Annotated in this window: 12 protein-coding genes; 9 read left to right on the top strand and 3 right to left on the bottom strand. The window is 40.1% G+C overall.

Translation table 11 applies throughout. The features are described 5' to 3' along the window. Positions 1–17 precede the first annotated feature (17 nt). Positions 18–377, bottom strand: coding sequence for a helix-turn-helix domain-containing protein (locus AAFN64_RS12060; RefSeq protein WP_347760621.1), 360 nt, complete (start codon positions 375–377; stop codon positions 18–20). Between the two features lie 80 nt (positions 378–457). Here AAFN64_RS12060 and AAFN64_RS12055 point away from each other — a divergent pair, with 80 nt between their 5' ends. From AAFN64_RS12055 to AAFN64_RS12025, 7 genes are all read left to right on the top strand, one after another. Further along, positions 458–1,336 (top strand): NAD(P)H-binding protein, encoded by an 879-nt coding sequence (locus AAFN64_RS12055; RefSeq protein ID WP_347760620.1) that lies wholly within the window; start codon positions 458–460, stop codon positions 1,334–1,336. A gap of 175 nt (positions 1,337–1,511) precedes the next feature. Beyond that, on the top strand, positions 1,512–2,183 hold the full coding sequence (locus AAFN64_RS12050; protein ID WP_300486167.1) for a TetR family transcriptional regulator C-terminal domain-containing protein: 672 nt from the start codon (positions 1,512–1,514) through the stop codon (positions 2,181–2,183). Between the two features lie 26 nt (positions 2,184–2,209). Then, the gene (locus AAFN64_RS12045; RefSeq protein WP_300486169.1) at positions 2,210–3,523 is read left to right on the top strand and encodes an AarF/UbiB family protein; all 1,314 of its coding nucleotides are present in this window, start codon (positions 2,210–2,212) and stop codon (positions 3,521–3,523) included. 69 nt (positions 3,524–3,592) lie between these two features. Then, the gene (locus tag AAFN64_RS12040) at positions 3,593–4,537 is read left to right on the top strand and encodes an ABC transporter ATP-binding protein (RefSeq protein WP_347760619.1); all 945 of its coding nucleotides are present in this window, start codon (positions 3,593–3,595) and stop codon (positions 4,535–4,537) included. A 10-nt stretch (positions 4,538–4,547) separates the two neighbouring features. Further along, on the top strand, positions 4,548–4,949 hold the full coding sequence (locus AAFN64_RS12035) for a hypothetical protein (protein WP_347760618.1): 402 nt from the start codon (positions 4,548–4,550) through the stop codon (positions 4,947–4,949). Between the two features lie 154 nt (positions 4,950–5,103). Continuing rightward, on the top strand, positions 5,104–5,325 hold the full coding sequence (locus AAFN64_RS12030) for a hypothetical protein (RefSeq protein WP_347760617.1): 222 nt from the start codon (positions 5,104–5,106) through the stop codon (positions 5,323–5,325). After that, positions 5,309–5,791, top strand: a complete 483-nt coding sequence (locus tag AAFN64_RS12025) for a hypothetical protein (protein WP_347760616.1) — start codon at positions 5,309–5,311, stop codon at positions 5,789–5,791. Before AAFN64_RS12030 ends, AAFN64_RS12025 begins: the two co-directional genes overlap by 17 nt. A 55-nt stretch (positions 5,792–5,846) precedes the next feature. On the opposite strand, the gene AAFN64_RS12020 is transcribed toward AAFN64_RS12025, so the two are convergent. After that, positions 5,847–8,264, bottom strand: a complete 2,418-nt coding sequence (locus tag AAFN64_RS12020; protein WP_347760615.1) for a prolyl oligopeptidase family serine peptidase — start codon at positions 8,262–8,264, stop codon at positions 5,847–5,849. Between the two features lie 222 nt (positions 8,265–8,486). Here AAFN64_RS12020 and AAFN64_RS12015 point away from each other — a divergent pair, with 222 nt between their 5' ends. Beyond that, complete coding sequence (locus AAFN64_RS12015) at positions 8,487–9,494, top strand: beta-ketoacyl-ACP synthase III (RefSeq protein ID WP_300486181.1); 1,008 nt, start codon at positions 8,487–8,489, stop codon at positions 9,492–9,494. Positions 9,495–9,578: 84 nt separating this feature from the next. Beyond that, complete coding sequence (locus AAFN64_RS12010; RefSeq protein WP_347760614.1) at positions 9,579–10,253, top strand: sterol desaturase family protein; 675 nt, start codon at positions 9,579–9,581, stop codon at positions 10,251–10,253. 67 nt (positions 10,254–10,320) lie between these two features. Here AAFN64_RS12010 and AAFN64_RS12005 read toward each other — a convergent pair whose 3' ends face one another. Continuing rightward, the gene (locus AAFN64_RS12005) at positions 10,321–12,711 is read right to left on the bottom strand and encodes a TonB-dependent receptor (RefSeq protein WP_347760613.1); all 2,391 of its coding nucleotides are present in this window, start codon (positions 12,709–12,711) and stop codon (positions 10,321–10,323) included. Positions 12,712–12,986 lie beyond the last annotated feature (275 nt).

Raw genomic sequence — 12,986 nt, 5'->3', positions numbered from 1 at the left:
AGCTGAAATCGTTTAAATTAAAATTTTCCTTCCATATCCTGAAAAGCCCATTGCGCCATCGCCTCAATCACCGGTAATAAGCCAACGCCTGCATTACTCAGTCGGTAGGTGACAAAAGGAGGAACAACCGGTTTGGCTTCGCGGATTACCAGATTGTCTCCTTCCAGTTGTTTTAAATGCTGGATGAGCATTTTTTCGGTAATGGCCGGAATAGCCCTCTTTAATTCACTATAACGTTTGTCGCCTTTGGAAAGATGATACAGAATAATCGGTTTCCAGTAACCGCCAATGCGTTCCATCACATAACTCACCGGACATTGTTCCAGAGCATAACGTTTATTTTCCTGTATCGTTGATGTTTCTTTAATCGCTGTCATAATACATACTTTAGGGTAAGTACTTGTGTAAAAGTAAGTGCAAATATACCTTTGTATTGTCAAATTAAAAAACAATTCACATGAAAATAACAATCTCTGGTTCTTTAGGGAACATCGGAAAACCCTTAACCACAAAATTAGTAGCAGCCGGACATGATGTAACAGTTATCAGTAGCGCAGCAGATCGAAAAGAAGCGATCGAAAAATTAGGAGCAAATGCAGCGATCGGATCGGTAAGTGATGCCAATTTCTTAAAAGAAGCGTTTACCGGAGCAGATGCCGTTTTTGTCATGACACCACCTAATATGGGCGGTGCCAATATTATCGCAAATACTACCGAAGCCGGAAAAGCGTTTGCTTCCGCGATCATTGCATCGGGTGTAAAACGCGTGGTTATGTTGAGCAGTATCGGTGGGGATTTGCCAACCGGAAACGGGCCGATCGCCGGATTGCATAACATCGAGAAAATATATAGCGAATTGGAATCGGTTTCCGTAACCTTTCTACGTGCCGGTTTATTCTTCACCAATTTTTATAACGATGTACCGTTGATCAAAGGAATGGGAATTATGGGTGCGAATTATCCGGGTGCTATTCGTGTGCCGTTTGTATATCCGGGCGATATCGCAACCGCTGCTGCCGAAGAATTGCAAAAAAGCAGTACCGGTAAAAATGTCCGCTATATTGTGAGTGATGTCCGTACGCCAAATGAAGCAGCTCGGATATTAGGAACGGCGATCGGAAATCCGGAATTGCCTTGGGTTGAATTTACAGACGAACAGGCTTTACAAGGAATGCAACAGGCCGGACTTCCGGAAGAGGTGGCGCAATTGTATACTGAAATGGGTTCCGGTTTCCGAAATGGAACGATTCCGGCCGATTTCGAACGCAATGGTTCGCCGGTAGACGGGCAAACGAAACTGGAAGATTTTGCGACGATTTTTGCTGCCGGTTTTTAAGAATAACGAAATCGGAATGAACAGACCTGACCCGTTTTCATAACCGGTCAGGTCTTGTTTTTAGGATTCTGTTGTTCAATTTTTATGAAAGATATTTAACAAATATTTTGTTTATTTTTTGGATTACCGCATCAATCGCTTTGTAACTTTACAAAACCTTAAATATAATTTGATTATGGCGGTGACGAAAAGAACCAACGGAAAAAAAGAATCCGTTACAGAAGATACGATTATTACCAATTATATGAACCAGGTTCTGGAAAAACATCAGGAACCGGTGAGTGTGTTTCACTTTTGCAAGGAAAACAAAATTGATGAAACTGCATTTTACAGTTTCTTTCCGTCACTGGACGGAATCCGGGAAACCATTTGGATCAAGTTGTTCGAAAATGCAGTGATAAGCCTTAAAAATGACGAGGCCTTTGCAACCTATTCCAATCGGAATAAATTACTGGCCTTGTATTTTACTTTTTTTGAAATCCTGACTTTAAACAGAAGTTACGTCTACTTTGTACTAAAGGAAAACGAAAAGGGTTTACATAATCTGAAACAACTGCGCAAACTCCGCAATCGATTTAAAAAGTTCCTTAAAGAAGAAATACAGGCGCAGTTTGCCGATAAACATGAAAAAATCGATAAGGTGGCCAAACCGATATTGACGGAAGCCGCCTGGGTACAATTCCTGTTTATTCTGAAGTTTTGGATAGACGATACATCGGTTGGTTTCGAAAAAACGGATATCATGATCGAAAAAGCGGTAAAAGCAGCATTCGATGTATTGGATACAACCCCGTTGGAAAGCCTTTTCGACCTCGGCAAGTTTGTCTGGAAAGAAAGATTTAACTAGATCCTCCCTCAAAATCGTTTGACCTTATGAAAACACTCAATAAAATCCCGACAAACAAAATGGAACGGGCAGGAGCGCTCGTGAAAACAGGTTTAAAAGTGGGCGGAAATTACCTGGCCTATTATGGCGAAAAAATGGTAAATCCGACACTTTCCAAAGACAAACTCAACGAAAATAATGCGGAGGATATCTACGATGGATTGAAAAATCTGAAAGGTAGTGCGTTAAAAGTAGCGCAGATGCTCAGTATGGAAAAAAACATCATGCCGAAAGCGTATGTTGAAAAATTTTCACTGGCACAATTTTCCGTTCCGCCATTATCGGCGCCGTTGGTTCGCAAAACGTTTAAAAAATACCAGGGCGAATACCCGGAAACCTTATACGATACCTTTACACCCGATTCGGTCAATGCGGCAAGCATCGGTCAGGTGCATAAGGCGACAAAAAACGGAAAAAAACTGGCCGTAAAAATTCAGTATCCCGGTGTAGCCGATAGTATTAGTTCGGATCTGGCTATTGTAAAGCCGTTTGCCATTAAAATGTTTAACCTACAGGGAAAGGATTCGGATAAATATTTTAAGGAAGTAGAACAAAAACTGCTGGAAGAAACCGACTATAAACTGGAATTAAAACAGGGAATGGCGATTGCCAAAGCCTGTTCGGCTATAGAAAATCTGAAATTTCCGGGCTATTATCCGGAATGGTCATCCGAAAAAATCATTACGATGGATTGGATGGAAGGACAACATTTGTCGGAGTTCGCTGTCAGTAATAGCGATCCACAACAAGGAGATCGCATCGGACAGGCCTTGTGGGATTTCTATATGTTTCAGATGCATACTTTAAAACAGGTACATGCCGATCCGCATCCCGGGAATTTTCTGGTGGATGCCGAAGCGAATCTGATTGCTATCGACTTCGGTTGTATCAAGCAAGTACCGGAAGATTTTTATATCCCATATTTTGAACTGGCCCGACCTGAAGTGATCAACCATCCGGTGCTATTCCGCGAAAAATTATTTGAACTTGAAATCCTCCGCCCGGATGATACACCTGAAGAAATTGCTTATTTCTCAGAATTGTTTCACCAGTTGCTAAGTCTGTTCACGCAACCTTTTCACGGAGATTATTTCGATTTTTCCAATGCGGAATTTTTTGAAAATATCGCCAAAATGGGGGAAGCTTTTTCGAAAGATACCCAATTACGGAAAATGAACGGTAACCGCGGATCGAAACACTTCTTGTATATCAACCGTACTTTTTTTGGACTGTACAACCTGTTGCACGACCTTAAAGCACGGATTGATACCCGAAATTTTGAAAAATATCAAATCTCCTAAAAGGATTACCGCTGTCTTCCTGTTGTTGGATAAGGAAACTTTGTAATTTTGTGCCTCTAAAAAATAAGAATGCTACACGTAAAAAATATTTCGTTCGGTTATAACGAAAAAACGATAATTAAGAATATCGATTTTACCATAGAAAAGGGACAGCATATTGCGGTTATTGGTGAAAGCGGATGTGGAAAGAGTACCCTTTTAAAACTGATTTACGGGTTATACGATCTGGATGAAGGTCAGATTTTCTGGGGCGAAACCCAGGTACTCGGACCGAAATACAATCTGGTAGCCGGTATGCCGTTTATCAAATACCTGGCTCAGGATTTTGATCTGATGCCGTATGTAACGGTGGCCGAAAATGTCGGGAAGTTTTTATCGAATTTCTACCCGGAGGAAAAGAAACAGCGCATTCAGGAGTTGTTGGAAATTGTGGAAATGACAGAATATGCCAATGTAAAGGCAAAATACCTGAGTGGCGGTCAGCAGCAACGTATCGCGCTGGCACGGGTATTGGCGTTGGAACCGGAGGTGATGTTGCTGGATGAGCCGTTTAGTCATATTGATAATTTTAGAAAAAATGCACTGCGACGCAATTTGTTTGCCTATCTGAAAGCCAAAAAAATTACCTGTATCGTGGCAACGCACGATAGTACGGATGCCTTGTCTTTCGCCGATGAAACTTTTGTGTTATTCGACGGTGAAATTGTAGACCGCGGGCCTTCGACGATCATTTATAATAATCCGGTAAATAAATATACCGCTTCACTTTTTGGCGAGGTTAACGAACTGAAGTTGTCGGATATCGTAGAAGTCGAAGGTGAAGATGAGGTGGTATTGTTGTATCCGCATCAATTGCGGGTTGTGGAAAGCGGAAAAATGAAAGTACTGGCCAAGCAATCGTATTATAAAGGAAGTCACTATCTGATTAAAGGTATTTTTGACCGGAAAGTGATCTTTTTTGAACACGATACAGCACTGGAAAACAATGAGGAAGTAACCTTAATGATCAGCTAAATAATATACGATGCCAAGAGAAGATAGCTTAATGCGGCAAATTAGTGAACTCGGATTTGCTTTAAAACGATTGATGGAACGAATGAAAGGCGGAGGATTCGGTGGCGGACTTACGTTGGATTCGGATCCGGTCGATAACGCACTGACGGAAGAAATGGGTTTTGGACGGGATACATTATTACAGGTAGCACCGGAAAATATCATTTCCTTCTTATTGGAAAACCCGGGATTTTCGGCGGACAATCTGGAACTTTTTGCCGATTATCTAACGCAAATTGGCCAGGGAAAAGACTATCAGGAAAATCTCTATCGGAAAGCTGTTGTCATCTATGACTATGTGAATAAAGCTACCGCTACTTTTTCGATGGAACGACAAAATAAAATACAAGCGATTCGATCGAAATTAAAATAAAGAAAGCCTAATTTGTTAGGCTTTTTTTTATGATAAAAAGTAGCGGACGTCGTTTTTTAAGCGATGTTAAAAAACAATCTTGTTTTTAAAATATTGTTATAAAAATATTTTTTTCGTATTTTTGATAAAGACAGAATTTTAAAATGAAGGAGTTATGCAAGAGTTAAAATTTAAAATATCACCGGGAACAATACGGAAAGTCAATCGTATGCTTATTGCTAATAATGATGTTTGTTTGGAAAATACCGGAAATTATAAAGGTGTGATTACTGTCAAAACCATTATAAATGGGATTGTCAGGATTAGAGAGATCAGTAGAGCGGAAATTAATGAAGCATATGGGAAATCTCTAAAGGAATATGCAGCGAAATTATAATTACATTTATTCCAAACTGGTAGAAGGAGATACCGATCTTATTGGACATATTGCTTATTCATTCTATAAGAAGGGTAAAGTTGAATATATTGAAAAACAGGAACAGATAGGAAATTGTCTTACCGATACGGATTTAATAGCATTTAATGATTTTTCATCTTCCGATTGTGCTATTCAAAGTTATAGAGCGAAAGCAGAGTGTACGCTCCAAGGGTTTATTGATAATCTACTTCAAGAAGAACTAAAAAATTATGACGGACAGGTTGCAAGTCGGCAAACGGAAATATTGAAAGACATTATAAAGCCGCTTGTACCTTCCTTTTGGAATACTATTGCAATTGGAGTAATCAGTTCTTTTGCATTTGCCCTTTTAATCGTCATTTTTGCAGTAATTGCAGAATATGGGAATAATGTCGTTACTATTAATGTTGTAAAAACACAAACTAAAATTCAGAGCGAAAAATAACAATACTTCGGTACAATAAAAAAATCCCTCCTTGTTACAGGAGGGATTTTTAGGATTAATTTTTAAGATATTTTTCTAGGAATTGATCCTGTTCCCATAACAAATGGAAAATATTTTCTTTGGCTACATAACCATGAGATTCTTTCGGTAGAATTACCATTCTTGCCGGTGCTCCCAAACCTTTTAATGCCTGGAAATAACGTTCCGTTTGTAACGTAAATGTTCCCGGGTTGTTATCGGCTTCACCGTGAACCAATAAAAGAGGTGTTTTCATTTTTTCGGCATTCATAAACGGAGACATCTCGTTATAAATGTTTGGTACTTCCCAATAGTTACGTTGCTCGCTTTGGAACCCAAAAGGAGTTAGTGTTCGGTTGTAGGCACCACTACGGGCGATACCACAAGCAAACAAGTTGGAATGCGTTAATAAGTTCGCCGTCATAAAGGCACCATAAGAATGTCCGCCAACGGCAACTTTTTTACGGTTGATATATCCCAATTTGTCCACGGCATCAATTGCTGCTTCGGCATTGGCTACCAATTGCGGAATAAAAGTATCGTTCGGTTCGGTTTTTCCTTCTCCAACAATCGGGAAAGCGGCATCATCCAAAACGGCATATCCTCGGGTTACCCAATAAATAAACGATCCGTAGTATGGGAAGGTAAACTCATTCGGGTTGGACGAACTTTGTCCGGCGCTGTTTTTGTCTTTGTATTCGGTTGGATACGCCCAAATCAGTAACGGTAGTTTGTCTTTTTTAGCCGTACGGTCATAACCTGCCGGTAAGTATAGCGTACCGGATAATTCCACTCCGTCTTTACGTTTGTATTTGATCACTTCTTTATAGACGTTTTTAATACTTTCAAACGGGTTGGCAAAATCGGTTACCTGTGTTAACTGGTTTTTCTTTTTGATGTTGCGGAAGTAATAGTTCGGGAATTCACTTTTGGATTGGATTTGTACCAAAACATCCCCTTTTTTAAAGTCTTCTATAGAAAAAATGCTCTCCATTTTATCGGTATAAGCCGATTGGTACAAACGTTTTGTCTTTAAGGTTTTGATGTTAAACTCGTCGATAAAAGGAAACTGTCCGTTTTTGGTGTAACCGGCACCGATTAAAAAGGCATTGTCGTTTTCCAGTGCCAAAACGCGTTTGCCGTAATTGTTTTTAACGGTTTCAAAATTCCCCGGATCGGAATAAATATCCTGCTCGTTTCGATCCCAGATTACTTTTGGTGTTTCTGATGGACTCGATGGGTTGATCAGGTAGGTTTTGGTATTACGCGTATCATACCAGCTGTCGGATACAATTGCGATTTTGTCGTTACCCCAAATGATATCGCTAAAACGCTGTTGTGTTTTTACTAATGGTGTCGGATTGGATGTAAAAGGTGCCGACCATAAATACAACTGATCGCGGAAATCGACCTTGTTTTCCGGATTTCCTTCATCCAATGCTTCGGCAAAGAAAAGTGTCGCCGGAGCATCGTTTCTCCAGTTCATACTTCTTTTTCCTTTACGCACGGCCATAAAACCTTTTGGCATGATCTCCGTTAACGGAACTTCATTTACCACTTTAACTTCTTTTCCAGTTGCATCATAAACGGTTGTTTTTTGCGGGAAACGGTTTAGGGGTACGATATACGAAAACGGTTTTTGAAGGACTGTTACCAATAGGTAATTTCCGTCCGGTGAAAACGTTTCTCCGGCATACATATCGGCGGCTTTAAAAAGACTGCTTTTGCCATCCAGTCCGATACGGTATAATTCCGAAGTAGTGATGTTTTCGAAGTTGGCTTCATCGGTTCTGTTTTTCAACAAATCCTGATACGTTCTGTTTTGAGAAACTTTTCCTTCACTGGTCGATACAATCGGACCGTTTGGTAAGTCTTTTTTAGCATCGATTAAAGCCGGTCTGTTTTTCGGTAACATTTTTACCAAAAGACTTTGTCCGTCGCGGAACCAATTCACTGGATTTCCAAGATTGGCATTCAGATTGGCTTCGGTTAGTTTTGTAGCTTTAGCCGTTGCAATATCCAGAATCCATAATTCTACTCCCTTGTCAGTGGTATGAGTAAAAGTCATTTTTTTCTCATCCGGCGACCAGGAAAGGTTGCTGATTTTCGGATTTTGCGGTAAACCTTGTACCTGTATTATGTTTTTATCCTTAATACGGCGCACTTTAATGTTGTTCATATAGGTAACCGTACTCGAAATATTGGTTACCGGGTTGATACGCAAACCGCCCAGACGTAGTTCTTCCTGGTTGAGGTCGTCCAGACTTTTGTAGGTGTTGCGATAGGTGAGTAGCATCCATTCTTTTTTGGTATCCATGATAACGGATGGCGCTCTTTCAAAATCGGCCAACTGTAAGATACTGGCTGGCGGCTTTTGGTAGGTGGTGTTTTCCTGTGCGAATAGGGGAGTGATTCCCAATAGCACAAATAAAACCGATTTGTACATTAATTTCATATTCGTGTTACGATTAATAGTGATTTATAACTTACGAAGATTTCGTCTAAAAGATTGGTCTACGATGAACCACTCTTGTTACAAAAGTGCTGTAAGTTTTAAGAAAAAAGAAGGTTGTTGATGCTAACGGTCTGAGATTGTGCAAAAAATAAAAGGATAAGGTGACATGTTTTTTTATAATTTGTAAATTTGCATCCCTGTTTTTAATAAAAAAATAAAAAAATGTATCAGTCAAGAATTTCAGGATTAGGCTATTACGTTCCCGATAATGTGGTAACGAATGATGATTTGTCAAAAATTATGGATACCAACGATGAGTGGATCCAGGAACGAACCGGTATTCAGGAGCGACGCCATGTAATTAGAGGAGAAGATACCACCACAACGATGGGCGTTAAAGCCGCTAAAATTGCAATCGAACGTTCCGGTGTGGCTAAAGAAGATATTGATTTTGTAGTTTTCGCAACCTTAAGTCCGGATTATTATTTTCCGGGACCGGGTGTTGCCGTACAAAGAGATCTTGGATTGCGCACGGTAGGTGCTTTGGATGTGCGAAATCAATGTTCCGGATTTGTATACGCACTTTCGGTAGCCGATCAGTTTATCAAAACCGGTATGTATAAAAATATATTGATCATTGGTTCTGAAGTACATTCTACCGGATTGGACATGACCACCAGAGGTCGCGGAGTATCGGTGATTTTTGGTGATGGTGCCGGAGCTGCGGTTTTAAGCCGAAGCGAAACGCCGGGCAAAGGTGTATTGTCAACTCATTTGCATTCTGAAGGCGAGCACGCCGACGAATTGGTGTTAAAAGCACCGGGTATGGGACAACGTTGGGTAACGGATATTTTGGCGGATAACGATCCGAACGACGAAAGTTACTATCCGTATATGAATGGACAATTTGTGTTTAAAAATGCAGTGGTTCGTTTTAGCGAAGTGATCATGGAAGGATTACAGGCCAACAACCTACAGGTATCCGATATCGATATGTTGATTCCGCATCAGGCAAACCTGAGAATTTCACAGTTTATTCAACAAAAATTCAAACTCACCGACGATCAGGTTCATAACAACATCCAGAAATATGGAAATACAACCGCTGCCTCGATTCCGATCGCTTTAACCGAAGCCTGGGAACAAGGGAAAATCAAAGACGGCGATACGGTAGTATTGGCAGCTTTTGGTAGCGGATTTACCTGGGCAAGTGCAATTATTAAATGGTAATTGGAGATAAACTTTTAATTTTCAATAAAATAGTGTAAATTATACAACGGTTTCGAACAATGTTTTACTTAACACCATTGTACAATGAAGCACAAGACCATTTATAATAAAGGGCAGGCACAGCTTTTTAAAAATAAATACCTGGAGATGCTCACTAAAACGCATCCGGCTGTAATTTGGGGTATGTATATCCCGATCCTAACAGGATTGTTGTTGATAGCAAATCAGCGGTATCATATAGAAGTCCGGAATGTCATTTTCCTTTTTTTCGGGGGAATGCTGTTCTGGACTTTTTTTGAATATATCGCACACCGATACCTGTTTCATTTTATTTCCGACAATCCGCGGATGAAACGGGTTTCCTATGTATTACACGGCAATCACCACGAATATCCGCGCGACCGGGAACGCCTGTTTATGCCGCCGGTACCCAGTCTGATTCTGGCAACGGCATTGTTTTTACTGCATTATCTTTTTCTATGGGATTATACCTGGGCTTTTTTTCCGGGGTTTATGTTTGGCTATTTGTTATATGCCTCCATGCATTATGCGATTCATGCCTATGCACCGCCTTTTAAGTTTATGAAACCGCTATGGCGCAATCATCATTTGCATCATTATAAAGATGAACATTTGGGTTTTGGGGTGAGCAATACGTTTTGGGATCGCCTTTTCGGAACCATGTTCGATCTGACAAAAAATGCCGAGGATCCGGAAAAAACAAAAGCGCTGCAATTTGAGAAGAAAAAAATAGAATGAAAAAACCCCGAATATACTTCGGGGTTCCTCAAACAAATTATAATAAAAATCTAAAACTTTAGGGTTATTAGAACATACCACCACTACTTTGTTTGGTGTTGTCCTCACGTTGTTTACGCTGTAACGCTCTGTTTTTTCCACCACCGAACATATAGTTAAATCCTACGAACAATGATTGACTTTCCCAACGGAATTCTCCTTCACCCGGATAAGGGTTCTGGCTTTCGAATCCGTATTTCATCGTTTTAAAGATATCGTTGAAACGGATGCTTAAAGATGCTTTGTTTTCCCAGAAACTGTAACGGGTTCCCGCATCGATTTTATACATGGCTTTGCTGTTTGCCTGAACACCATCTACCGGTCCTCTGTAGAATCCGAATAGCGAAAAACGCAGACTTTTTGAAGCTTTAAAGTTGTTGTTTAAACGGGCATTAAAAGCTGCCGCATCAATCTGTTTTAAGGTGTAATCGAAATCTCCGGTTACGTCATTTTTAATCGCTACAACACCTTTCTGACGAATGTTTGAGAAGTCGATACTTGGCTGAACATCCCACCATGAATTGAATTTATAGTTGGCCGAAACCTCAAAACCGTACGCTAAGTTTTTGTCAAAGTTGGTATAGCTCATGATGATTTTTTTGGTACTCGGGTCGGCATTGGGATCCGGATAGAATGTACGGGTAATCTCATCGTGAATATCACGGTAATATACTCCGGCTGTTACCGAACCGTTTTTCAGCATTCGGGTATAGTTTAATTCTACCGAGTTCGTAAATTGTGGAACCAATTCCGGGTTACCAATTGACGTTACCCTTGGAGTACTGAATTCACGGATTGGCTTGGTTTGTTCCACACTCGGACGATCCACTCTACGGCTCATACTAATCTGGAATTGATTTGTATCAGTTGGTGAATACGTAAAGTAAGCCGATGGATAAACGGTGATATAGTCGTTTTTAAACGGTGCATTCTCTCCGTTTTGAAAATAATCCGCCTGAACTTTATAACTCTCCAAACGCGCACCTAACTGGTAGCTGAATTTTTTAAACTTCTGACCAAAAGTGGTGTAGAAGGAGTAAATATCCACATCATAATTAAAGTTCGCATTTGGTGTGTTTAAACGGGACGTCAGGTAATTATTGTCCGTACGCATTAAACGCGCTTCAGCTCCCATTTCCAAAGTCGATTTCGCGTTTAACGGGTTCACATAATCCACGTTGATAATCGTACTGTTACGGTTGTCTTTTACATAATCGGCATAGGGACTTAAACCACCACCCATAGGGTTAAAAGAAGCATCCTGGTTACTTTTGGTGTGATTGTAGTTTGCTTCCACATCCAAAGTATGTCCTTCTTTTGCGAATAGGTGTTTGAAAGCCAGGTTATACGTACTGTTGACATTATCCGTGTCATAAATGTCTTTCTGTGTGATATTATTGGCCGAATTCGGGAATATTAAGTCAGTGCGTACATTGCCTAAACCGCTTGTAAAGCTTTGGTTGGTATAGGCTGAAATGGTGTTTTTATCGTTGATATAAAAATCCATTCCCGCTTTAAACATATGGGTTTTGTTATCGTTACTGATGTCAAAAAGTTGTAGGGAGTTGTCGTCAAATTGTTTGATTTCACCTTCATTTAAACGTTCTCCCAAAGTATTGCCATAGGTTCCGAAAAAGTTCACTTTTCCACTGCGGTAGTTCATGTCCAGCGTATTGTTGTACTTAGGTACGTCACCAAAAGTGATACCGGTATTAAAGTTTCCGTTGAAACCATTGTTGGAGTTTTTGTGCAATACGATATTGATGATACCGGACATTCCTTCCGGATTGTATTTTGCCGATGGATTAGTGATCAACTCAATTTTTTTAATTGAAGTAGACGGAATTTGCTTTAATAACTGAGAAGCATCCATATTGGTCGGTTTTCCATCAACCAATACACGTACGTTTTCGTTTCCGCGCAGGGAAATTTTTCCGTCCTGATCTACGTTTACCGATGGGATATTGTTCATGATATCCGATGCAGTAGCGCCGGCAGTAGTAAGATCACGGCCCACGTTCACGACTTTTCGGTCAATTTTCTGTTCGATGGTAGAGCGTTCGGCTACTACGGTAACGCCTTCCAGTTGTTTGGCTTCCGGTTCAAAGGCAATAGTACCCAATGCAACGGTTTTATTTTCCGGTGTAATGGTTATCGATCGTGTCAGGGTTTTGTAACCCATATACTGAATTTCCAAAACATACGATTTTGGCGCCAGTCCGCCAATAGTGAACGAACCGTTGTCTTCTGTAATACCTCCGGTAACCACTTTGTTGTTTTCTTTAATGGCAATGGTGGCATACGATATCGGTTCTTTTGAAGCCTTATCAACCACCTTACCCGTGACAGATCCCTGGGTTTGGGCGTAAAGATTACCGATAGCGGCAAGCATACAGATTAAGAATAGTTTTAGTTTCATGTTTGATTGTTTTTCTAATTGATGACTATTTTCCGGGGGCAAATGTATCGCAATATTCTGGTTGTTTGTATAGCAAAGTACTATTTATAACAGGTTTAAATAGGAGTTGCCACAAAACCCGGAAATGGATACAATCAATAGACAGAAAAAAACAGGTTTTGTTACAAAAAAAACGTAAAAAATATAGAAATAAGCGAAGGGAAATATAAAGACTTGAAAATCAATAGTTATTTTTGTTATTTTCAAATTTACAAATTACTGAATTAAACGTATCT

Source organism: Flavobacterium sp. CAU 1735, from assembly GCF_039888695.1.
Classification (GTDB): Bacteria; Bacteroidota; Bacteroidia; order Flavobacteriales; family Flavobacteriaceae; genus Flavobacterium.
This window is presented reverse-complemented; position numbering and strand designations above follow the sequence as displayed.

Bases quoted from the DNA above. Each gene is read 5' to 3' on its own strand.
- AAFN64_RS12060 (WP_347760621.1), bottom strand. From the start codon at position 377: ATGACAGCGATTAAAGAAACATCAACGATACAGGAAAATAAACGTTAT.
- AAFN64_RS12055 (WP_347760620.1), top strand. From the start codon at position 458: ATGAAAATAACAATCTCTGGTTCTTTAGGGAACATCGGAAAACCCTTA.
- AAFN64_RS12050 (WP_300486167.1), top strand. From the start codon at position 1,512: ATGGCGGTGACGAAAAGAACCAACGGAAAAAAAGAATCCGTTACAGAA.
- AAFN64_RS12045 (WP_300486169.1), top strand. From the start codon at position 2,210: ATGAAAACACTCAATAAAATCCCGACAAACAAAATGGAACGGGCAGGA.
- AAFN64_RS12040 (WP_347760619.1), top strand. From the start codon at position 3,593: ATGCTACACGTAAAAAATATTTCGTTCGGTTATAACGAAAAAACGATA.
- AAFN64_RS12035 (WP_347760618.1), top strand. From the start codon at position 4,548: ATGCCAAGAGAAGATAGCTTAATGCGGCAAATTAGTGAACTCGGATTT.
- AAFN64_RS12030 (WP_347760617.1), top strand. From the start codon at position 5,104: ATGCAAGAGTTAAAATTTAAAATATCACCGGGAACAATACGGAAAGTC.
- AAFN64_RS12025 (WP_347760616.1), top strand. From the start codon at position 5,309: ATGCAGCGAAATTATAATTACATTTATTCCAAACTGGTAGAAGGAGAT.
- AAFN64_RS12020 (WP_347760615.1), bottom strand. From the start codon at position 8,264: ATGAAATTAATGTACAAATCGGTTTTATTTGTGCTATTGGGAATCACT.
- AAFN64_RS12015 (WP_300486181.1), top strand. From the start codon at position 8,487: ATGTATCAGTCAAGAATTTCAGGATTAGGCTATTACGTTCCCGATAAT.
- AAFN64_RS12010 (WP_347760614.1), top strand. From the start codon at position 9,579: ATGAAGCACAAGACCATTTATAATAAAGGGCAGGCACAGCTTTTTAAA.
- AAFN64_RS12005 (WP_347760613.1), bottom strand. From the start codon at position 12,711: ATGAAACTAAAACTATTCTTAATCTGTATGCTTGCCGCTATCGGTAAT.